Origin of the sequence: Wolbachia pipientis, assembly GCA_023052945.1 — a bacterium.
In the GTDB taxonomy this organism is placed as follows: domain Bacteria; phylum Pseudomonadota; class Alphaproteobacteria; order Rickettsiales; family Anaplasmataceae; genus Wolbachia.
Window position 1 is genome coordinate 1 of sequence record CP095495.1, and the last position, 23,003, is coordinate 23,003.

Annotated in this window: 19 protein-coding genes and 1 pseudogene; 2 read left to right on the forward strand and 18 right to left on the reverse strand. The window is 38.3% G+C overall.

All coding sequences use genetic code 11. The annotated features are described in order from the left end of the window. Positions 1 to 84 precede the first annotated feature (84 nt). The 13 genes and pseudogenes from MWH06_00005 to MWH06_00065 all read right to left on the reverse strand — a co-directional run bounded on the left by MWH06_00005 (position 85) and on the right by MWH06_00065 (position 13,520). The gene (locus MWH06_00005) at positions 85 to 843 is read right to left on the reverse strand and encodes a hypothetical protein (protein ID UPA55111.1); all 759 of its coding nucleotides are present in this window, start codon (positions 841 to 843) and stop codon (positions 85 to 87) included. Between the two features lie 139 nt (positions 844 to 982). Continuing rightward, positions 983 to 2,230 carry a group II intron reverse transcriptase/maturase gene (ltrA, locus tag MWH06_00010; GenBank protein ID UPA55112.1) on the reverse strand — a complete coding sequence of 416 codons (1,248 nt, stop codon included), beginning with the start codon at positions 2,228 to 2,230 and terminating at the stop codon, positions 983 to 985. 510 nt (positions 2,231 to 2,740) lie between these two features. Continuing rightward, positions 2,741 to 3,709, reverse strand: coding sequence for a reverse transcriptase N-terminal domain-containing protein (locus MWH06_00015; protein UPA55113.1), 969 nt, complete (start codon positions 3,707 to 3,709; stop codon positions 2,741 to 2,743). Between the two features lie 438 nt (positions 3,710 to 4,147). Further along, on the reverse strand, positions 4,148 to 5,131 hold the full coding sequence (locus tag MWH06_00020; protein UPA55114.1) for a major capsid protein: 984 nt from the start codon (positions 5,129 to 5,131) through the stop codon (positions 4,148 to 4,150). 57 nt (positions 5,132 to 5,188) lie between these two features. Beyond that, on the reverse strand, positions 5,189 to 5,557 hold the full coding sequence (locus MWH06_00025) for a head decoration protein (protein ID UPA55115.1): 369 nt from the start codon (positions 5,555 to 5,557) through the stop codon (positions 5,189 to 5,191). A gap of 149 nt (positions 5,558 to 5,706) precedes the next feature. Continuing rightward, positions 5,707 to 6,786 carry a S49 family peptidase gene (locus MWH06_00030; protein UPA55116.1) on the reverse strand — a complete coding sequence of 360 codons (1,080 nt, stop codon included), beginning with the start codon at positions 6,784 to 6,786 and terminating at the stop codon, positions 5,707 to 5,709. Further along, positions 6,783 to 8,198, reverse strand: coding sequence for a phage portal protein (locus MWH06_00035; GenBank protein ID UPA55117.1), 1,416 nt, complete (start codon positions 8,196 to 8,198; stop codon positions 6,783 to 6,785). The genes MWH06_00030 and MWH06_00035 overlap by 4 nt, the downstream gene beginning before the upstream one ends. After that, a complete protein-coding gene (locus tag MWH06_00040) occupies positions 8,192 to 8,881 on the reverse strand; it encodes a glycoside hydrolase family 25 protein (GenBank protein UPA55118.1) in 690 nt (229 codons plus the stop codon). The genes MWH06_00035 and MWH06_00040 overlap by 7 nt, the downstream gene beginning before the upstream one ends. Positions 8,882 to 8,889: 8 nt before the next feature. Then, complete coding sequence (locus MWH06_00045; GenBank protein ID UPA55119.1) at positions 8,890 to 9,114, reverse strand: gpW family protein; 225 nt, start codon at positions 9,112 to 9,114, stop codon at positions 8,890 to 8,892. Further along, positions 9,101 to 10,944: pseudogene (locus MWH06_00050) on the reverse strand (phage terminase large subunit family protein). The gene MWH06_00045 and the pseudogene MWH06_00050 overlap by 14 nt, the downstream one beginning before the upstream one ends. A 156-nt stretch (positions 10,945 to 11,100) precedes the next feature. Beyond that, a complete protein-coding gene (locus MWH06_00055; protein ID UPA55786.1) occupies positions 11,101 to 11,604 on the reverse strand; it encodes a hypothetical protein in 504 nt (167 codons plus the stop codon). Positions 11,605 to 11,620: 16 nt separating this feature from the next. Beyond that, positions 11,621 to 12,859 (reverse strand): DNA modification methylase, encoded by a 1,239-nt coding sequence (locus tag MWH06_00060; GenBank protein UPA55120.1) that lies wholly within the window; start codon positions 12,857 to 12,859, stop codon positions 11,621 to 11,623. Positions 12,860 to 13,043: 184 nt separating this feature from the next. Continuing rightward, on the reverse strand, positions 13,044 to 13,520 hold the full coding sequence (locus MWH06_00065) for a Holliday junction resolvase (GenBank protein ID UPA55121.1): 477 nt from the start codon (positions 13,518 to 13,520) through the stop codon (positions 13,044 to 13,046). 225 nt (positions 13,521 to 13,745) lie between these two features. Between MWH06_00065 and MWH06_00070 the strand changes: the two genes are divergently transcribed. Further along, the gene (locus MWH06_00070; GenBank protein UPA55122.1) at positions 13,746 to 14,117 is read left to right on the forward strand and encodes a hypothetical protein; all 372 of its coding nucleotides are present in this window, start codon (positions 13,746 to 13,748) and stop codon (positions 14,115 to 14,117) included. 687 nt (positions 14,118 to 14,804) lie between these two features. Continuing rightward, the gene (terL, locus tag MWH06_00075) at positions 14,805 to 15,890 is read left to right on the forward strand and encodes a phage terminase large subunit (GenBank protein ID UPA55123.1); all 1,086 of its coding nucleotides are present in this window, start codon (positions 14,805 to 14,807) and stop codon (positions 15,888 to 15,890) included. A 150-nt stretch (positions 15,891 to 16,040) separates the two neighbouring features. Here the strand turns inward: terL and MWH06_00080 are convergent, their stop codons facing one another. From MWH06_00080 to MWH06_00100, 5 genes are all read right to left on the reverse strand, one after another. Next, a complete protein-coding gene (locus MWH06_00080; protein ID UPA55124.1) occupies positions 16,041 to 18,593 on the reverse strand; it encodes a hypothetical protein in 2,553 nt (850 codons plus the stop codon). Positions 18,594 to 18,626: 33 nt separating this feature from the next. Beyond that, on the reverse strand, positions 18,627 to 18,815 hold the full coding sequence (locus MWH06_00085; protein UPA55125.1) for a hypothetical protein: 189 nt from the start codon (positions 18,813 to 18,815) through the stop codon (positions 18,627 to 18,629). A gap of 260 nt (positions 18,816 to 19,075) precedes the next feature. After that, positions 19,076 to 20,080, reverse strand: a complete 1,005-nt coding sequence (locus MWH06_00090; GenBank protein UPA55126.1) for a hypothetical protein — start codon at positions 20,078 to 20,080, stop codon at positions 19,076 to 19,078. Positions 20,081 to 20,106: 26 nt separating this feature from the next. Beyond that, complete coding sequence (locus tag MWH06_00095; protein UPA55127.1) at positions 20,107 to 20,475, reverse strand: hypothetical protein; 369 nt, start codon at positions 20,473 to 20,475, stop codon at positions 20,107 to 20,109. A gap of 541 nt (positions 20,476 to 21,016) precedes the next feature. Continuing rightward, positions 21,017 to 22,855 (reverse strand): ankyrin repeat domain-containing protein, encoded by a 1,839-nt coding sequence (locus MWH06_00100; protein UPA55128.1) that lies wholly within the window; start codon positions 22,853 to 22,855, stop codon positions 21,017 to 21,019. Positions 22,856 to 23,003: the final 148 nt, after the last annotated feature.

Here is a 23,003-nt window from a genome sequence, read left to right on the forward strand (position 1 = left end):
GGAGAAAGTCACCTCTCCCCACTCGACTGCAGAACCGTACGTGACAGGTTACCGTCATACGGCTCCTCTGCAATTTGGTGCTTGTCATGCACACTTTCTGTGTAAATTATCATGGCAATGTCCATGTAACAAAGATAAGTTTTTGGTTATATTGTTTTTCTTATTTTGGTCTTTGTGATGTACTTCCAAAATATCATCATTTTTAAACCAAAGTTGACAATAATCACACTTACCTTGTTGTAACTTCAATAAATTTGTTACTCTTGTTGGCTTATCTGGTACTCTCTTCAGACGATTACTCCAGTATACCCAATCACCATCATATGGTGTCTTGGTTCCTTTCACCTTGGTATGCCGTTTAATAACGTAATCTCCATGTCTGGTAAGATTTACTCCATTACTTGTCATAAATCGCCAATTATCGTTACCATACTTTTTAAAGTATTTTTCCTTGATCCAGCGGTTTCCTTTGTTATGGTGTTTATATACTGCCCATTTCCAAAGTTTTCCAAACATAATGTGATCTAACAAACTAAATATCTTACATGATACTACTGAAGTGTAATATTGACACCATCCTTTAATAATTGGGTTAATGTGTTTTATTACTGCTCCCTGCGATTCACCACGCAATTTCTTCAGTTTGTGTTTGATGACCCATGTATGCTGTTTCACGGATTCGCGACTTGGCATAATTATTGTTTTATGGCTTCTCTTACCACGATTTACTGGATATTGTCTTACCGTAAACCCCAGAAAGTCAAAACCTGGCTTTTCTCCCTTTAGAGTATGAGTTATCTTGTTTTTGATGGCTTTAGCTCTAGACCTATGGTTTTTAACCATTCTTCAACCAGAACTTTCGCCTTAAGAATAATTTCTTCACTCTCATGTATGATGACAAGGAGAGTAGACCGGCGGAGCTTCCCCACCAGTCTCTCGCAGAACTGTACGGAAACCTCTCGGTTTATACAGCTCCCATTATTTAGTCTTTTGATCCTAACCCAAGTGTCCAGTGATAGAAAATATTTGGAGACCTCTTTCTCACTTTTCCTAGAAATTGCTTTGCTAGCCTTCCGTGATCTCGAAGTTTCTTATACTTGGTTCTGACCCATCTTATGAGGTATCTCTCTATATTTCTGAGAGATGGATACATCTCTGATTTATAAAACCTGCCATAGTACTGAAACCAGCCTCTGACTATTGGATCTATTCTCTTCGATATTTCCTCTAATGTGGTCCACGTGACCCGATGTATTCTCCATGACTTTATGGTTTTCTTGATCTTCTTTTTGGCTTTGTTACAAATTGCTGGTAGAAATGAGACAAAATAATTCCTCATCTTATTCTTTGCTATTCTAGGTCTGAAAGTATAGCCTAGAAAATCAAAGCTTTGTATGGGATATTCTTCTTTTCTGTCGTCGTCCTTATTGTACACAATCTGTGTCTTTTCAGGACGCAACTTCAATTTACACTTAGCCAATCTTTCTTCAATCATTGCTTTCATAAACTCTGCCTGTCTTTTAGTTCTGCAGTGTACTATCGCATCATCCACACATCTTTCAAATGGTACCGTTGGGTAATTTTGTTTCATCCACATATCAAATGCATGGTGCATAAATATGTTTGAGATGATTGGACTTATTGAACCTCCTTGCGGAACTCCTTTATCCCTAGCTACCTTGTTGCCATCTGCTTGCTGAATCGGGACTTTCATCCACCTTTCAACATACAATATGACCCATTTGCAGTCTGTGTGTTTCTTGATAGCCTGCAGTGCTAAATCGTGGTCCAGATTGTCAAAAAATCCAGATATATCAAGATCTATTGTCCAATCATTTTTCCAACATCTCTTCCGTGCTGTATATACCGCATCCAATGCAGACTTATTTGGTCTATAACCATATGAATCCTTATGAAATATCGGCTCTACTAACGGTTCAAGATACATTGTAGCTGCTGTTTGCGCTATCCTATCTGATACTGAAGGAACACATAAAGTTCTTTGTCCTCCTCCTGTACCTTTCGGTATTGCAACAGCTTTTACTGGCTCTGGAAAATAACTTCCGGATGACATCCGATTCCATAGTTTGTATAGATTATCTTTTAGATTTTCTTCAAACTTTGTTATCGTAACCTCGTCTACACCAGCCGCTCCTTTATTCTTCGATACTTGTTTATAAGCTCTCCAAACAAGTTGCTTCGGCATATCAAAAGACTTTGTTTTATTCATTAACTCCTCCCTTTCGGTTGATAAATAATTAAAACTAAATAACTCAGCTCCTTCGCTCCATTTCCATTACAGAAACTTCTTCACTACTACGAGCTGATCCGCCCCTGTTTTTCGCATCGGTACTCTCATCCTCAGAGATCGGCTCTTTGGACTTCTCCCTTATCATCAAAACGACAGGTTCCCGTAGTTCCATGCAGTAGCCTAAAATAGATTCACGCCACTTTTATGCCGGACGCCACCTACCCAGTAAACAAGCTCCTGGTAGATTTATCCCAGGTTAACGACTACCCCCTGGTTTTGACGTCGTCCCTACGCTTTCGACACCTCATCAGTGGTTCACTTACGTTCGTCTCTCTATTTCATACATGACACATAATTGTGCCTTTTCCATAACGCTCACTACCTTAGCTCTTTACTAAAGCAGCTTATGGCTGTTTGAAGCCTGCTCTTGCAAACCGGCTCCGAGGGGCCCTCCCTCATCTACTGCAAGCTTCAACACTTCCCGTGTCTCTACGGCGCACAATCATCTGCGTAAAAGATTACGCTTATTGATTGTTTTACCTCTTCATACGATCCCTGACCACGCTTCTTTTTCATAAATTGAAAAAGTTCATTTGTTAATGCTTGTTTGACATATTGTTCTAATCCATATAATGCAACACATGCAAGTAACGGTGATATCGTTCCTCCTTGTATAGTGCCACGTTTTGTGGGTTTAAACTTTCCATCTTCCATAACACCTGCCTTCAACCATCCTCTTATTATCTTTCTAAAAGTTGGTGTGGTATTGAGTTTCTTTAGCAAGGCGTTTTGGTCAATTTGGTCAAAGCATCCGGAAATATCAGCATCTAATATAAATGCTGTCTTACCTCCAAGAGCTATGAATATAGCCTCTATTGCATCATGACATGATCTACCAGGTCTAAAACCATATGTGTTTGGCTCAAATTTTGCCTCCCACTCTGGTTCTATCGCCATTTTCATAAGTGTTTCTTTTGCTCTCTCTGAAATAGTAGGTATGCCTAACGGCCTTTTCTCAGTTTTCCCAGGTTTTGGAATCCAAATACGTCTTGATGGTTTAGCTTTCTCTCTTATATCCAAAGAATATGCTAATTGCAATCTTTCTTCTTGATTAAGATTAGCCTTTCCATCAATACCTGCTGTCTTCTTTCCTCTGTTATCCTGAGTTACCTTTCTAACAGCTAGCAATTTTGCACTCATTGAGTTAAGTAATAATCTTTGAAGTTTATGTACCTTCTTGATATCATCACACTTTGCAGCTTGGTAAATTCGCTTTTGTAACTTGAATACAAATTTCTCTAACTTACGCCAAGGAATTGTACGCCATTTATACCTAACATTTTGTTGGTCTATAACATATTTATTACTATTCACAACTTTACCTTCCAAACTACAGTGTTTACGTCTGCATATCCCAAATATTACTTCGGGCATTAGCTTCTTAAACAATCCTTCCACATAGAAGCATTCGGTTGGCTACCTTCTTGATTATCCTTTAAATAAAGAATAATAAGAGCTTCCATGTGGTTACTCCGTTCCATGGTTTCGTTTCACGTTAAACTTAGGTTCTTACTATTTGCCGGAAGCTGAAAACATCCATAATCAAGCATCAAAACCTTGATTCTTCTTGTGCTTCATACCATTTTGGTCCATGCGTATCAACCTTATTTCGCATATTGATATTGACGACAATTCAAACATAAGTTCCTCTCGTAACCATATCTAACTCTGTTTGCAGGGATTTACCATAAAGGTTAGGTATTACCTGCTTTTGTCTCATGCTTGCATCCCAGAGGTTGCCATTCTCCAAGATGTGAGACATACATTATCCCCGATGTCTAGGGAAGATGGAATTTAACCATCACAAAACCACGACTATTCGGATCGCACTTTGACTTATATCCCCGGACGGTGGCACATCGGCAAAGGATTTGACTGAGTATGTAAATCGGTCCCTCTATCAAATCTTCTTGGCTCTTGTTTTGCATATAGTGGCTGTCCAAGAGTATTCACTGTTTCATTAAAGTCTGCCGGAGCAAAGTATGTCGTAAATGTGCTTGCTGTTCCTAGTGGAAAACAGTGCCCCGTGTCTTTTTCTATAAATCTTCTCACATTTCCTTCAGGGTCAGTTGCTTGTCCTCTATACTCCTCAAACGTTATTCCACAGAACGTAAATCCTGATCTCATATCGTTTCTCAGCGCTGCTCCTTCTTGCCATCTTTCATATGCTTCTTTTACTTTGGCATGAGAAGTTAGTGCATCGAAAAACTCTGGACTTACCAAGGCATGAATCCCCGTCATATATTCACCACTTAAGTTATCTTCAACATGGCGCAATACTTCCAGACATTTTCGTTTTACATCTGTTGTTGCAGTCCCTAGGGCAAAATTTACTACCTTTGGCGTAATTTCAAATTCATTGTACAGATTTAATAACTCACTGCCATCAGCGTCCAAAATTATTCCTTTGAGCGCCCCCATTCGCAAATGTTCTAACGTTATTGCGTGTTTGTTTCTCATTAGCTGCAAATGATCAGTTATCACATCTGCCAACGCTTTAAGCTCACTCTCTGATCCAAATGCTCTTATTCCCTGTACTTCCTCTGGTAACACTACATCATCATGCGGAATATGCGGAATGGTAAATGTTCTTATTTTCCGTTTTCCTCGTTTTCCTACTGTTGCTGGTGCTCCTGGCACTTGTGTTGGTAATAAAGTTAAAACTCCGTGGTGTTCTTCTATTGTAATATGTCTAAATCTTACTGACCTACTTGGAAATAAATTTAAATTTTCTGTTCGACCATAATTTATCGGCAATATGTTCATTGCATTTGTTAATGCTGTCATACTAAATGCCGGATTTGTAAATGGATTTTGCATGTTTTTCCCCTTTAATGCTGTGTGTTTTAAGTTGGTTTTGCTCTTCAGTTGAGCAGTTTAAATTCCCCTACGAATGATAATGCCCTGCGCTTCAAGTTGCTTTATTGCTGCAGCTTTTTGCTCTTTTGTTATATTTGCTGGCCATACCACTGCATGACCGGCAAGCATTGCTATACGAGTAATGATTACTGCTTTGGTATTTTCCGTTGCATTTACATCACTTGTTATTACACCTATTGCTGTTTGCGTGCCATCTGTGGCCGTTGGATTTATAATTTTAATTAGATCATCTTTATCACGACCAACAACCATGCCAAGCTTAAGGTTTTGCCCCTTTGCTACTGTTATTTGGTCTCTTGAATATAGACTTGATGCTTCATATTTCAGAAGATCTCCTAAATTATTTGTTTCAGTTATGCTTGTCATATTTCTCCCCCTTTTTTCCTTTGTTTATTCCGCTGTGTTTAAAGTCGCTATTCGCCGCGGTAAAAGATATGTTGCTCTATAATTGGCTATTCTGGCGCATTTTGAACACTTATTTACCACGGCGTATGTTAGCTTTATATCCCACGGTATCAAATGCTCCGACTTTTTGCTACCTGCATCATCAAGTCTTCTGGTGTATTTTGCGGTATTGTACTCAGTATCTCTGTCTTCTTCGTTCTCTCCGCCAGTATCGACATTAATATTTCTTGGGCTTGTTTTGCATTTACATTCTGCTCAATAAATTCTCCTATTTTCTCTGGCATCTTTGATAAATTACATAATCTTATTACCTCTAATACTTCCTTGCGGCAGCTCTCGTACCCTAAACATCTTCCTTGTTCAATTAGATCATCTATATCTATTGCCTGTTCTTTTATCTCAACTTTGTTCATACTATTACTCCTATAATTATCAATAAATTCAGAATATGTTATTACTTCATCCGCAAGGCCTATCTCTATTGCTTTTTCCCCAAAATATAGCCCTGCTTCCGTTGATTTAATTTTTCCCGTTGAAAGATTTCTATTCCTTGCTACAAGCTCAACAAACATTTCATATAGTCGGTCTACTTCTCCTTGCAAGCTTCCCAAACTTTCTGATGTTATCGGCTCATGCGGATTTAAATCGTTTTTTCGATTCCCTGCAAATACTGTGGTATATTTTATTCCTTGTTTTTCATCAAACCCACTTTGATCGATATGACTTGCTATTACTCCTATGCTTCCTACCCCAGATGTTCTGCTTACATACACCTTTTCAGCGCTAGAAGCTATAGCGTACGCAGCAGAGTAAGCATCATCATTGGCTATCGCCACAATCCTCTTTTTTGTCCTTGCTTCGTAAATAAAGTCAGAAAGGTCGAATAAACCGTTTACTTCCCCTCCGGGGCTGTCTATGTCCAAAATTATTGTTTCTACTTCTTCATCTATTAAAGCTTCTTCTATCTCTTCACGTATCTTCTCATATGATGTCATCCCTAAAATATCGTCAAAAGCTTCTGAATTCTTCGTCAAGATTCCATGTATTGGTATTATTCCACTTTCACTATTTTTTACTGCATGTTTTATATTTTTAAACGTCGGATGTTTTGCCGCATGTAATGATAATAGTTCAAAACTCCTTGGTTCTACCATCATCGGCTTACTCAGCCATATCGCTTGGTTTTTCATATTATCTCTTGATTGGTAGTAACGTCAGAATCAAAACTTAATCCCAAGGAACTAGCACGTCTTTGATCTTCTGCAATTTCTTGGTCTATTTCCTCTATATCATAACCAAGTTCTGATACCACTTCTGACCTGCTCTTAAACCCATTTCTTACCGCCATTTGCTGTGCTTGCTGATCTTTCAGCGGGTCGACCCAATCAAATCCTTGTGGTATCCATTTTACCTCTTCTTTTCCCCCTTTTTTTGTCCATTCTTCTCCTATATCGAGTTCTCCTGAGAGTAGGGCTAATTCTAACCACCTATCCCATACCGGGCGGCAAAATTGAAATACTAAAATGTTATGCTGTAACATTCCGCACCTCCTACGAAACTCTATTAACCCTGCTCGGATTGATGAATAATTGACACCTGTTAAATCCCCTGTTAGCTGCTCATACGTTATCCCTGTGCCTACTGCTATTGCTCTGAGCTGCTGTTTCATAAATGCTTCATAACTTCCTCCAACATCTGATGGTTCCGAAAATTTTATATCCTCTCCTGGGTCTAAAAGCTGCATAGTTCCAGGTTCAAGACCAGATAATGCTACCCCTTGTTCATTACTCTCTCCTTCTCCCATGATGTTCGCTTCTGGATCAAGTCTGGTAATAAATCCCGCAAACATCGCTGCTGTCTTTTTTCTCACTAATTCCGCATCGTCATATTGATCAAGTTCATAGAGCTTTAACAGTACACTGGACAACCATGGTACTCCTCGAATCTGCCCAGGTCTTAGCGGTCTATAGATATGCAAAACATCGTTTGCTGGCACTCTCACTGATTCGCCAAACGAGCCTTCTCCTGGATGTTCTCGAAAAAGGTAATACGCTTCTCTCTGCCCAAGTCGGTTAAATTCAATCCCGTTTCTTATTACATTACCATTAGCTAGAGTTTGATTGCTTTTGTTATCTAAATGCTCTGATTCAAGTACTTGTAATTGCAAAGGAACGGAGAAACCATCTTCTCGTTTTCTCGTTCTCAGCCGTACAAAACATTCCCCTCCTTCTATCATGCTCCTACAGACCAAAGCTTGTAATCCATAAAAATCACTCATTCCGCTACTGTCTGCTTCATCCGTCCATCTCAGCCATAATTCTTGCACTTTCTTCCGAAATTTTGCATCCCTTGCTTTTGATTGCGGCTTTATTCCTGTCCCAACAGAGTTACTCACTATCGTATCGATGATGTTTGCTGCATACGAGTTCTTTCTTACCATATCACGTGATCGACTTCGTAAAGTTTCAAGACTATGCGAGAGTAAGCTATTTATACTTCCCGTCTCTGGTTGAAAGTGAAAAAATCTTCTTCCAGATCCTCCTGCATCCCACGCTGAGCTTTTTGGTTGTTTATTAAATAATTGTTTTAAGGTTTTTAACATCCTGACATCCAAAAATCTTTTAATTCTTCCAATGTTCCGTTGAATTTATTTCTATCACATGAGCCTATTCCTTCTACTTCATGCGGCTTTGCTCCTGTTTGACCGTCAGTGTATTGCCATAAAGTCCATTTTTTCCATCCTATTGGTAGTGTTAGCTCTGCTCCCCATTTTGCTAACCATAGTGGGCATTCAGTTAGAGTTGGCGTGGAAAAATCCTTGAGAAAATACGCATTCCCATAAATTAACGGCAAACGTCCCGTTACTACATAAACTCGATTAATAAAATCTTCTGCTTGCTTTGGGGTTATGTTTTTTCCACCTTTATTTTCTTCTATATCAAGAGCGAGTAAAACTCCAGAACTATCGCCTATTGTCTCCAGAAAATGTTCAGCTTGGTCTTTTCCGTTTTCTCCCACTCCAAAATGGTATGCTCCCCAGAGAATTTCTTCTTCCTCAGCGGTTTTTCTCCTTTTTGTATATTCAGGATCTACGTACTCTACCCCCTGAGTGGCTTTGTGAATTATACCTACTATACCATCTTCTTTTGCTAATTTAAAATCTATGTTCCTATCCCAATGGGAAATGTCTATTACTGCATTTACATGCTTCCCTGGTGCTATATTACCTGTGGCTATAATATACTTTAAATGTTCTAAAAAGTCCGGGTATTCATTTTCCATCATATAACTTCTCATACCACTCCTTTATTCGTTGAAATAACAATTTTTCTTTTTGGCTTCACACCTGCTACTTTTAATTCAGATTTAATTCGTTGTCTTAAGCTCAAGAGGTCATTTATCTGAATTTCTGCGTACCTAACCACATGATCACCATACGCAATCGATACCACTCTCTCTCCGCTCTGTAGCTTCCTTATTGCTTCTTCAACTTGGGCTAAATATTCACTGCTGTACATTCTTCTCACCCAGCCATCTACTCTTTCTCACTCTTTTTGACTTTTTAGCTTTTTCACCTACTAAACTCTCCCATTTACTCTCTGACCAACGATCAATCCCCAGAGCAATAGACGCTGCTCTTGCGTAAATTCGGCAATCTAGTACTTCATTTCGATCTCTTACCTTCTGCCACTCTTGTTTGGTATACCCTTTTACTACTTTGGTAATTAGTTGCTCCGCAGTTAGTTGCTTAAAATATTCAGGTGGATACTCTGGAAAATGACAATATCCTGGCCCGTTTTTTAAAACATTAAGTAGCTGAAAAAGCTCGGACTTTAATATCGATACTCCAACTGGCCACAGCTTCATTCCTCTCTTTAGCTTTTGTCCACTAACTGTTACATCTACTCTACTTGGGCTGCTCAGTGGCACTAGCGCTTTGTTTGCTCCCTTTACCGCCATTACTCTTCCTGACCCTTGGTGACTCCTTACCCAGTTGTATACTTCTTGTGCTCTATACCCTGCATCAACCGCCATCATGCTTATCATGTATTCAAGCCCATTTTCACCGATAAAATGATGATTCAAGAGCTCTGACAGTTTTCCCCATACTTCTTCACCTCCAGTATCATCTTCTAATACCTGGTAATCTATTGACCAGCTTTCACGACCCATACCCCATGCCACTACTTCCACTTCCAAGCGGTCTTTTTGCACATCAACTCCTGCCGTTAACACTATTTTTCCACCTTTTGGCACTATGCCTATCGGAAAATTTTCTCGACGCTCAAATAATTGCTTCCAATCTGGTACTTCTCCCTTATCTACCCAGGTTTCTCCCAGTGTTGTGTTTATCCAAACTTTCAGTAATTGCTCATTTTCCTTTGCATGTAGATAATCTTTCACTGCTTGTTTCCAACTATACCAGCCTACTGGGCTATACAAGCTTGAAAGGTGGAATCCTTTTTTTGCCCCTTCTTTTGCCTCTTTTTTTCCTTCTTTCCCTGTAGCTCTCCATTCTCCACGGGCTAGCATCTCTGTTTTCTGATGATTTTTTATTTCTCCCCTACACTCTATGCACACGTAGTGCGCTGTTGCTGGATTCTTTTCTTCCCACTTTATTTGTGGCCATTTCAGCACCTGATAGTAATTACAGTGTGGACAAGGTACAAAAAAGTATCGTTTGTCTGAACTCTCAAATTCCTTCTCTATTCTGCTGATTCCATGAACCGTTGGTGTTGAAACTAAGAATATTTTTCGCCGCGTAAATGTATTAGTTCGCGCGATGCTGAGTAAAACTGGATCTCCTTCTCCTCCTGAATCCCCTGGATATGCATCAATTTCATCTAAAAACAAATACTTCACTGGCATAGATCTCAGACCCACACTGCTATTTGCTCCAGTTATTACTACAATTCCTCCCGGAAACTCTTTGCTTTGTACTGTGTTACCTGAATCTCTCGACCTTGGGTCTTTTACTTTATCTTTTAAACATGGTGTGCTTTCAATAAGTAGTGCAAATCTTCCCTTTGACCAACGCTTGCCCATTTCTACTGTCGGCTGTACTACTAGCATTGGCCCTGGTGTTTGGTCGATTATATATCCTATCCAGTTGTTTCCAGCTTCTGTTCCGCCAATTTGTGCTCCTTTCATGAATACTACTTTTTCAGCCGGTGAAGACGAAGATAGTGAATCCATGATTTCCTTAAGGTATGGCGTTCTCTCTGTTCTCCATTTCCCTGGCTCTGATGATGCTATCGTTGAAAGTTGACGATTTCTATCTGCCCATTCTGATACTTTAAGCAGCGGATCGGCCTCAGTCCTGCATAGAAACTATTGCTATAGATCATTTGCTGCAATTGTTGCACTTTTAAGGAGAAAAAGAGGTATTTTCTCTCTACAATAAGTATTTGCTGAAGCTTTACTTAAAATCATTATTGCGACTAATATGTGAATTAGGCTCACTAAGGCGATAAGACGCTTTTTCAGTAATTTATATGTAGTCATTAAAATATACTTTGTGTTAGTTCTTCCAACGCAACTCTGATTTCCTCAGTCAGTGTCTCATGGATCTTCTCTGTGTCGTTCATCGATGCTAGTAATGCTGATACTCTGTCTGGAATATTCAAAAGATTGTTACGAACCACTCTTGCCACGTTAAATGCTTCGGTTTTTACTTCCTCTACTGGCACAAGTTCTCCGATCTCAGCTTTTGCCTTTGCCTCAAGCAATCTTCCCCGCTCCATTTCATTTTTTATCCGGGTTTTTAGCAGCATGGTAGAGAGCTCACTGGTGTTTCCTCTTTTTTCCCCTTCTTCTCCACCTTTTCTCCTCAGTGGTTGACTTGGATCTCTAATTGCTTCTATTGCTCTATTTGCTTGTTCTCGGTCAATCAAACCATCCTCCAATTCAACTATTCCTTTCTTTACTAAATAACAGACGTATTGCTTCGAAACTCCTAGTTCTCTTGCCCATTCCGTCTGCGTTATTTTCGACCCTCCTCTTTCCACTTTTTTTCTCCTTCTTTTACCGTTTTTCTTCTTGAATTTGCGCAAAAGTCTTGCCTGAGCTAGATAGAATAGCTTCTCTTCCTGTATACACCTGCCAACGCTTTATCGTTACATCTACGAAGGCGGAATCTAGCTCTATCGTCCTACAGATTCTTCCTGTCCTCTCACAGGCAATTAATGTACTTCCAGAACCACTAAATGGATCAAGAACTATGTCTCCTGGTCTACTGCTGTTTACTATTGCTCTCTCCATTAATTCCACTGGTTTCATCGTTGGGTGCAGCGAGTTGTATGTTGGCTTATCGTAAAACCAGAGATCACTTTGATTACGGCCTCCATGCCACTCACGTTTATTGCCGTTTTTCCAACCATAAAGTATTGCTTCGTATTGTCTTTGATAATCAGATCTTCCTAGCGTAAAATGATTTTTTGCCCAAATGATAAATGTCGACCATTTTCCCCCTGCTTCTTCAAATACTTTTTGCAAGGTTGAAAGCTCAGATGATGATGCACAGATGTAAATTGCCCCTTTGGTGTTTGCTAAAACATGGGAACAAATGTCATATAGAAAAAGTTCGTAATTTTCACCTTGATTGTCGTTTAATATCTTTTTATCTTCTCTTTCTTGACTAGCGCCATAATCAACGTTATACGGAGGATCACACACGGTAATATCTGCCATTTTATCGTCCAGTACCGCTTTAAATGATTCAACTTCGCAGCTATCGCCACAGTAAATTCGATGCCCACCTAAAATCCATAGGTCCCCTGGTTTTGTTATTTCCACTTTTTTGTCATCACCAGCTAAATCAGAAAATTTTTCTCCCTTTTCCCCTTGTTCTTCCCTTCCATCAAGATTATCAAGAAAGCGTTGGACTTTTTCTAGCTCAAATCCAGTCATTTTAAGGTCAAACTCCAAATCTTCTAATTCTTGAATTTCCACCTTCAAAAGATCATCATCCCACTTTGCCCAATTAGCTGATTGATTTGCCAGTAACCGAAAAGCTTTGGTTTGGGCTTCACTTAAATTATCACTGAGCACCACTGGAATACTCTCCATGCCCAGTTTTCTTGCTGCTTTAAGCCGTAAATGACCATCAACCACAGTGCCATCGCTTTTTGCAACTATCGGTATACGAAAACCAAACTCTCGAATAGAGGCACACATTCTGTTTACTACATCGTCATTCTTGCAAGGGTTGCGATCATATTCGACTAGGTTTTGAGTAGGATAGTAGTGGATTGCTAAGTTCATATTAGTGTATTAAATTACCAGGTGCAAATTCTTAATAACTTGTTAAAAAGTTAATAACCAAAATTAGTCTGACGCTAGAGAAGGTTTGGGCTTTTTACCACCAAAGCAGCCTGGCTGGCGGGAAGGACCCACATTTCACCCCGTTTCTATATTATTAAAATCGTTACTTATAGTAGAATTAGTATTAAAACTCATTATGTAAAATATTAATATCACAGCATTCGCTAAAACTCATTATGTAAAACATTAATGCCAAAGCATCCCCCTCATTATCGTCTTGAGGGAAAAAACCTTTTTCACGTATCGCTTCAATAACTTCACTTTTGCTGGCATTACCCTTGCCTGCTATGAAACGTTTTATAGTTTTTACAGATACACCTTTATACGGCACGTTATGTTCTTCACACCAAGCAGAGAGAACGGCAAGAAAACCACCGTAGCAATGCGCTGCGTCAGTTCCAAGATGTCTTCTTACTTCTTCAAAATAAACCGCAGTGAACTTATGCTCCAAGGAATTAAGCCAATTGCCAAAACTCAAAAAATGCATGCCACCTCCACTGAAACGGCTACCATGAAAATTTTTGCTCCCACTTTCAATTACTCCATCGGTGAAAATAGCCCAGCCGGTTTGCTTGCCGAGGTCTAGTGTTAGGATTGACATTTATATTCAGAATTTGTTCGCTAGAGTGTAAAGTACCTATATAATATATATTCAGGATTTGAAAAATTTTTGTCCAAAAAATCTTCTTCTTAAATAAACTTTTTAGAAAAAAACTTGGTTAAAAATTAGTAAACAAGCATTGTATAATTATTGGTCAAGACTTTCAGATTTCTATCTTAACAATGTAATTAATCTATTATGCTAACGTAGCTTAGCTAATTTCTTATGAACGTTTACCCAAACCATAAATTCTGGGAAGATGATTTAGAAGTACCAGTTAACTACTTACTTGAGCGTTTTCACAATACAGAAGTCCGTCATTCCTGGATGAATTCACTTTCTGGTAGGCAGTTAAGTGTTATCTTTCAACACTGCTTTAAAGACAAGCTAAATGGTCAACTCTTTGATGATCAAGACTACGATAACACATCCATACAATATAAACGTAAAGTGATTGCTAAACATTTAGACTCTCTAGTTATTTATTATCTGATTAGCTGTTTTGAACGTGCAAACGCCTACGACAATGTTACAAAAAATAATATAGAGTTCAAAAGCGTGATTTCTAGGGGGTTTCTGTGCTCAAAGACAAATTGAAAGATTGAACCTAGAAGCTATACGAAAAGCCTCAAAAACTTATTTTTGGATCTTATACATAAAAAGGAGTCGGCCCAATTTCTCAGCTATTTTTATTGCAACAATTGTAGATATTTTCGTAAACCCAAAAACTCACCGCTTATTTCAGAGTTGTATCGCGAGCTCCTCAATCCAATCAAATTGGAAGAATTTTTATATTCTTCAAAATATTCACAGATTTTACAAGATTTAAGTTTTTTACTGCACAACTATCATAGGAGAAACATTATATGAAAACATTAGGCTCTGTGAACAAAATTTTAGAGTAACCATATGAGTGCTCCAACAAAATTCAAAAAACCCATAAAGACCTCAGCAGTCTTATCAAAACGGGAGAAAATTCGTCTGAAATTTTTGATTTTCCCGAAGAAGCACTCAATCAGATGCCGCTCTTTATAAATATGGTCATCATAATGTCTCTGTACTTTGCGATTCCGCTTTGGTGACAGTGCACCCTTTGCTTTCAAGACAGGCAATAAAAGCATATAGCCCTTATCGGCCACTACAGTTGAGCTAGAGACATATTTAGTTAGAACTGATGCCTGAGTAATTTCGTTCCTTTGACCTGGGGTCAAAATAAATTTGAGTGGGTTTCCCAACGCGTCAACAAGTGCATGAATTTTAGTCGTAAATCCACGTGCATAAGCGTTGCGTGGCCCGCATGGATACTGGGCATCTGCAAGGATAATAGTTGCAAGTTACTCTAAGTTGCTTAGTGAAAAACATTCGCTCGATACGAGGTGCATAATGCAATCTGATTGGTATAAAAAGCTGTTTCCAGAGGTAAAATTATCCAAAGACCAGAACACTAAATATAAATTCCAAACAGTGCAGAGAGGATACAGAATCGCAACATCAGTTGGAGGGACGTTAACCGGTGAAGGTGGAGATTTTATTATTGTGGACGATCCGCTTAACCCTGCCCAAGCTTTGAGTGAAACGTTTAGAAAGCGTGCCACAAACTGGTTCGATCAGACTTTAGTAACGAGACTCAACGATAGAAAAAAAGGAGTAATTGTGCTTGTTACGCACAGGCTGCACCTAGAAGACCTAACCGGGCACCTCTTATCTAAGCCAAAAAACATATGGCATCACATTTGTTTGCCAATGATTTCTGAAAAAGTGGAGATAATCGACTCAATTACAACACAAAAAAAAGGTTTATATTCAAGAGAAGAAAATGAGTTATTATATCCCCTTGAGGGAGGAAAAGAAGAAGTTGAGATGATAAAAGTTAAACTCGGGAGTTACGCTTTTGCTGCTCAGTATCAACAAAACCCCCTGCCGCTTTCAAGTGGTATAATTAAACAAGAGTGGTTGAAGCACTATAAAAATCTCCCTGATAATCTCTCACATGTAACTCAAAGCTGGGACACTGCAGTTTCAACAAACGATTCCAGCGACTTTAGCGTCTGCACCACCTGGGCAAAAATAGATAATAAATTCTATCTACTTGATGTATATCGAGCAAAGCTTGAGTATCCAAAGCTTAAAGAGCAAGTTCTGTCACTAGCTGCAAGATGGGCACCACATGCAATTTTGATTGAAGCAAAAACGAGTGGTCAACAATTAATACAAGAGCTAAAGGCAAATAGCGATCTACCCATTATTGAAATTGTGCCACACAATGACAAACTCACTCGATTTTACCAAATTGTTCCAATTATAGAGTCTGGCAGGGTTTTTTTGCCGCATCAAGCGGTATGGCTCAATGATTTGAGTATGAGATTTTAATGTTCCCAGAAGCCCGTTATGATGATCAGGTGGACAGTACAGTACAATATTTACAATGGATGAGAAAAATTAACACCAGCGCCTTTAGGGTCAGAGACTTTGGCCCTAACCCTAATAAACCATTTAGGTGGTTAAGATATATCTAAAAACCTAAATTCGTTTCCCCCAAGTTTCTCGCGTATGCTCTACAGTACGACACTCTTTAACCTCTGAAGAGACACTTTCCTTATGTGGCACAGCAGGAGAATCAGGTAATCCTGAAGAATAACCACTATCTCTTTTAGAACTAGAGTTATCAGGTAATTGTGCTTTTGTAAGTCGCAATAACTGTGATTCTTTACCCTCACATAGAGATCTGCTTAGCTCCCTTTTCCCCGAAAGAGTATGCGTCAAATATAAATGCTGCTCCTCCCCAGGGGAGAAAGAGTTGGAGTCTAGCTTCTTCTGCAGCTCAGGAGAAAGAAATGGGCGTAGTTCCTTCCTCTCGTCACTAGTAAGAGGTTTTAGTCCACCTGGCGCACCTTCATGCGTAGGAGAAGTCACTTTTGAGGGTGGATTACTTTTTGCTTTTCTTTCTGAGGCAGATCGTTCAGAAAGAAGTGTTTTTTTAGTTACAGAAATTGTAGGCATACTTCGCGTTGTATCACGCCCTACATTATGTCGCTTAAGGCCTGCGTCACGTTGCTTAGACTTAGAAGGTGAAGAGCAGAGATCTTTTATTTTTTGGAAAATACCCTCATGTTCCTTCGGAGATTCACTCTTTTGTGACTTTGCTTCAGAACACTCATCACTAACTTGCTGTTTTTCAGGTTCCACATCGTTCACATCTTCAACACCTGGAGAATATGACGATGGCACATACCACATACTCTTCCCTGTTCGCATACTTTCACTAGCACCTCTCGATGATGAAGGTCCACTCTGTGGCAATGACCATAATACTGCACTTGGAGCCAGTAATGACCAACGGTTCGTTTGCTGAGCCCAAGGGTTAGTCCCTACTGGATTAGCACCTTTCCATGATGAAGGTCTACTCGGTTGCCATAACGAGGGTTCTGCACTTGGAGCCGGTGATGACCAAGCGCCTATTGGCTGATCCCAAGTACTAGCCCCTGCCGGCACATTTTTAGCAGCACTTACAGATTGCACTGATGAAGATGGCCCTGAAACACCATGACTAACTGCAATAGAATTCACCTGCGACAATGGCGAACATCTTCCACCCGTTCCAGCTAAATTTACTGGATTATGCAGCACTTGTTTTTTCTCCGATCCTTGCCTGGGAGAATCCTTTGCTACATCCTGATTCCACGTAGGAAACCTCTGTGCCTGTGATTGCTCAAGGAATGATCCTGGATCATCACTTGAAGAATGTGCAACAGAATCCTTAGGTTTTGGAGGTGACTCACCAATACCACTATCTCTATCTCCCTCAGATTCAAAAAACCTAGCTCCAGTTTGTTCAGGCGGTGTTCTTGGTGGTTCTGCATGTGTAGGAGAAGTTACTGTTGAGGAGGATCGACTCGAGCCACGTCTCTTAAAATTCTCAAGATCAACTGCAAATTCAAAACATCCGTTTCTTTCATTATATGCAATTGGAGACTGCATAATTATAGGGAGTAAAAGAGCAATCTGCTTATTAGAGAAAGCATAAACTGGCTCTTTACAATTAGCAAATTGTGGATTTGCAGTTTTGCCTCTAATATCACTTATAAAATTATCATTTGTAAAACCATTAAATATTCCTCCATTAAATACTTTATTAATTTTTGATGCATCCCTAGAACTTAAAGTTTCAAACTGACCATCATCCATTTCTATAAAAGGCATAAGAGCAAAACTATGCCCATTCTTTATTTTGTTTTCGTCTGTAAAAGTATCATAATCATAAACGTTAATGGATTTTCTCACCTGTTTAGACACTAGACTGCTAAGAACATCTTTAAAATTTTCGACTTTAGAATCTTCTTTGCCTGGAGTTCTAAAATCAAGCGCCACTCGCCCTTTAACATGTTTTGCTACATTCTTGACGACATTAATGTTAGTAATATCTTTAATATACAATTTATTATCTCTTTGTTCATAAAAGATTGAACTATCATTAAAACCATACTCCTCTAACTTCAAGTCAAACGCTGAAATATACATACCCCTAAATGCTTCAAAAAACCTTGGAGGATACCTGTTCTCCTTACAATATCTATCATTAAAAGATATACAGTATAGATAAGGAGAGTGCCTATCTATTTCCTCTAGAACAGAACCTTCTAAACACTCACAAGCTTTTTTCTTCATCATTCTTGCACTTGTTTCTAGATTTTTAACAACTTCTGCTTCCACGGCACGCTGAAACTCTTTAGCAAAGTAAATCTTCAAGTTACGAATTACTTCATTATTCGTAGAATCTGCAAGCTCCACTTTTCTTATAGCACTCCCTTCTGCCTTCCATTTAGAGTTAACGTCAAAGACGAATGGAAAATAGTTTAAATTATAATATTCACCTGCTACCTCTTCAGTGCCGTAATGCCGTTTTATTATTTCTTTCCTTACTTCTTGGAAATATTTTTTTACCTCAACATCAGAAGCAAACAAACCAACAATCTTGTTACCTTTTACAGTAAAATTAGTATTAACATCATCAAAATAATAATTACGTAAGTTAAACGCGTTAACCAACTCTGTTACAAAATTATTCTTAGGCATAACCACTCCTACTAAAATTGTGATGAAACAAGATTACTTACTTTTGTCTTTACTACTGCCAGCACTAGTAGCACTACTACTACCCAGTTGCGTAGCAGGCTTGCTACTTTCACGTTCACGTTGCCGTGCTTCTCTCTCATGCTTATCAGGACCGACTCTTTCAAACCTATCGCTTGGAATTATCCTATTACCCCTACTTCCATTATCATTATTACTATGCATATTACTCTCCAGTAAAAATATTATGTAACTAATATACTAAAAATAAATTATAGTGCAAGCACTTTTTTATATTTTTTAGTATAAATTTTATTCACTCTTTTTCATAAAACTTAAGTTTTCTAGATTCCGCTAACACGTAGCGGAATGACGAACTGTCGACACCTATCTATATGCCCCTGGATTCCAGTTTCACGCACTGAAATGACAAGAAAGGGACACTGGGATCCAGTCTTCTTTGTCATCTAAGTAGCTAACACTAGCTATCTCGATGGTGCATTACCATTTCCTCTTGCTGCACGTTCATTCAATACATCAGTAACTTTTGATCTAGGATCTTCTTGAACACTACTTGCAGAACTACGCTGATCAGCACTAGACTTTCCATTATCAGTAGTTCCTGATGGAGCTTGCCAATGATCAATAACCATTGTTACAAGTTCAGCACAAAAATCATCCATTTTTTGCTTATTAGCAGACTTGGTTGTTGGCACTTCTTTGTTGTTAACATCATCAATAGTATTATCTTTATCCCTTTTTTCTTTACCATTGAAGGATCTTGAATAATTTGCCTGCACCCCTGGCCCATTTCCAGTAAGCTTCTTCTCTGTAGGTTTTGATGGACACACCTCTTTCTTCGGTTCAGGCTTCGCTTCTTTCTTTTCTTCCACTTTTGGTTTTGTTTCTTTTATCTCGCGGATCTCCTCCTTTATAACCTCTTTAGGCATTAGTTCTTTCATAGGTTTTGGTAAAAGATCAAGTTCTGGTTTGCTCAGAACAACCGGTCTTACAAATCCTGGTGAAACGTCAAAAAGGAAAACTGGCACTTTAGGTTTTTCTCTTTCATCCACTTTTATTTCTACGTCTTTACGAACTTCTTTATTTTCTTCTTCCTTTAATGATGTTTTTTCTGCTTTTTTATCTTCTGCTTTAGCTGTTTCTTCTGTAGATGCCTCTACTATAGCTGCTAGCTCAACTCCAAACATCTCTGCAAACATTGTAATAATCCATCCGGTAACGGCGAGCTGTAACTTGAATTTGAGATCCTGCAACAAACTGAGCCTTTCGAACATCCTTGCAAACTCTTCTTCTGACAACTCACCACTGCCTAATTTCTCCTGCAATTCTTTTATCTCTTTGTCCAACCTCTTGTCCCAACTCAAATCTAAATTACTTGTGAAAATCTTCTTGATTAACTCCTTAAGCTTGTCACGCAAGAACTTCATTATCGCAGCAATCAGGTTCTTTTCTTTCTTCTCCTTGAGCATTTTGTAGATTTTCGGATCATCTACATTTACTTCAAAGAGGTTGAAGAGAGATTCAAAGAAATTCCAGAAATCTCCGAGTACTCTTTCTCTTTCACCATTGAAGTAATCCTCATTATCTCCTTCTCCGATATGTAGCTCTGCTTGAGATGATATTTCATTGACACAACTAGAGCCTGACGCTCACACTCGAGCCTTCTGAGCAAATCTTGTCTGTCAAGCTCTTCTATGGCGGCTTTCAGTTCATTTAACTTCTGCTCCGCAGAGAAATCTTCCTCTCTGATTTTTCCTTGGAAGATTGAGCTACCGTTTCCGTCATTATTTAAAAAATCTTCCATTATTTTTTCCTCCTCAATTAAATTATTGTCTTTATCTTGACCTAAAAAGCTTTCTACCATTTTTACTCCACTCATAAAACTTAATAATTTAATTCTACAGTACTAAACATTTAAGAAGTGTTAACGTAAAGATGTCAATAAAATTATTTACATTTTTACACTATATTATATCACGCACCATTTAACCTTTCAATAATATTTTTTATTCTTGCTGCTTTTTCAAGCTCTAGCATGCGCTTTCCTTTTAATGTTCACTTTTGCCTCTACTACCACTTTTTCTTATAAAGTATTTGTTTATTATACTCTTTTGCATAACATTGTGCAACATATTGCATTCAGAGTGTATTGAACGAGCCTGAAAGGCTGATAAACGAGTATCAACAAAGGCTGTCAGAAAGCAAAGATAAAGCTACGTTAGATATACCTTAGCCACTTAAGTAGGACGGAAAGCACACCCATTGTAAATACTGTACTGTGGCGAGCTCCCGAAAGATTAAAATCTCATACTCAAAGCCATACCGCTTAGTGCGGCAAAACAACCCTGCCAAATCGGAACAATTTTAAGTGAGCTTATTATTGTGTGGCACTATTTCAATAATCACTATCTGCCTTTAACACTTGTGTCAATTTGCTGCGAACAAGCTTGCGTAAAATCAGTAAATGGAACATCCTTAATAGTCTCGGTTGGCTCTGTAGATACATTACCATTTTTCTTAAAATCTTTATTTTCTATAGCTTCCAGAACATTTTTTCCTCCCAAAAGACAGCTTTCTCCTAAACTTTTCTTCTCAGCTTTTAACTTGTTAAGCCTTGCTTCGCTCTCATCATCAATTTCTACTTCTATTTTATTACTACCTTCCTTACTGGGATGTAGGTAAATACTAATCTCTCCTACCTCAGTGGTAAAAGACATTTTAATGCTACCTTTTAAGATATCTTTATAATTTCTTTTTCCGTCTATGCTTTCAACTCTTACTATACTCTCCCCAATTTGAAGTATGCCGACTTTTAAATTTAAAGCTTTATCTTTTAAAGCTTCAGCTTTGTTAAAGATTTTTGCAGGGTTAATAATACTATCTTGTGAATATTTCACATAAAAATATACATTATCTATTTCTGCTTTAAAGTCATACTCATGAGTTTGCTTACTTTTGTTTACGATACCTTCACATGCTATACTTATTAGCTTGCTTTCAATTTCTTCACATTTCTCACCGAGATTACTTATATAATCAGATTTATAATTTTGTGCTAGCTCAGTATTATCGAAGAAAAATTTTTGTCTTGCTTTCCCACCTTTTAACAATAACTCGTTAGTGATGTTTTCTATGATACCTGAAACTTTATCTTCGTTGTCATCGTCTTGGTCGGTAATATCATTAACCCTCCCTATATACTCTTTGGTTCCATCGCGTGGTTTCACACGATCACTAAGAACACCTTCTATTTCTTCAAGTATTAAATTTGTTACAGTTTCTTTATCACCCTTTTCATTACCTTTACTACAACTTGAATTTAATCTTAGTCCTTCCTTCCAGTAGTCATTTACTATTTTCTCAATACTTTCTAGAATATTTTCTTCAGATTCTTGTTTATTTTGCGCTGTTATACCTCTTATCTCCCCACAAAACTTATCAATTAGCTTCTTCTCATCTGTAGTTAATGGTATTCCTAGCTTCGCTAACAGTGAGTCTTCTAGAAAAAGATAATCACTTGAACTACAGCTCGAATCCTCTTCTGTGTTACAATCACTCAATTTAACAGACTCTATCTGACTATCATCACCAGAGCTATTTGAACAATCATCTACCGAACCATTAGGTGTTGTCGGATTCCCTTCATTTTCATGAGAATCATCTAAATTATAACCCCAATACTTCAAAGCTTGAAGGCAGTCAGGTTCAGTAACATATTCAAATGGAGTCTTTCCACTTTTATCTGTTATACTTGGATCAGCTCCTGCTTTTAAAAGAAGCTCTATAGCTTGAAGGCAGTTATTTTTAGCAGCATAATGTAACGGAGTCTTTCCACTTTGATCTCGCACACTTGGATTAGCCCCTTTTTCTAAAAGAAAACCTATACCGCCAGTATCGTTACATTCAGCAACGTAATGTAACAGAGTTTTTCCATCTTGGTTTTGTACATTTGGATTAGCTCCTGTTCCTAGAAGAGACATTATATATTGAGTATTATTGGAATCATCTAATAGATTGCTATTGCTTTTTAACTCATTTAAAATGCTAAATAATTTTTCATCTAAGTAATATGACGGAGTTTTTCCATCTTGGCCTTTTGTATTTGGATCAGCTCCTGCTTGTAGAAGAAACATTATATGTTGAATACAATTGAAATTACCTAATAGATTGCTATTGCTTGCTAACTTATCTAAAATGTCATGTAATTGTTCATTTAATCCCTTGTTTGGTACCCCACCATTCATATTCTATAACCATTACTCACTAATTCTTCAGTGATTACCGTAATACACAGATAAGTCAATAAAAAAATACACCTTTCCTTCTTCAATTCTAAGAAATTGTCAAAAATCTCAAAAAGATGAGCTAAAATAAGAAGGAGAATAGCAGGTT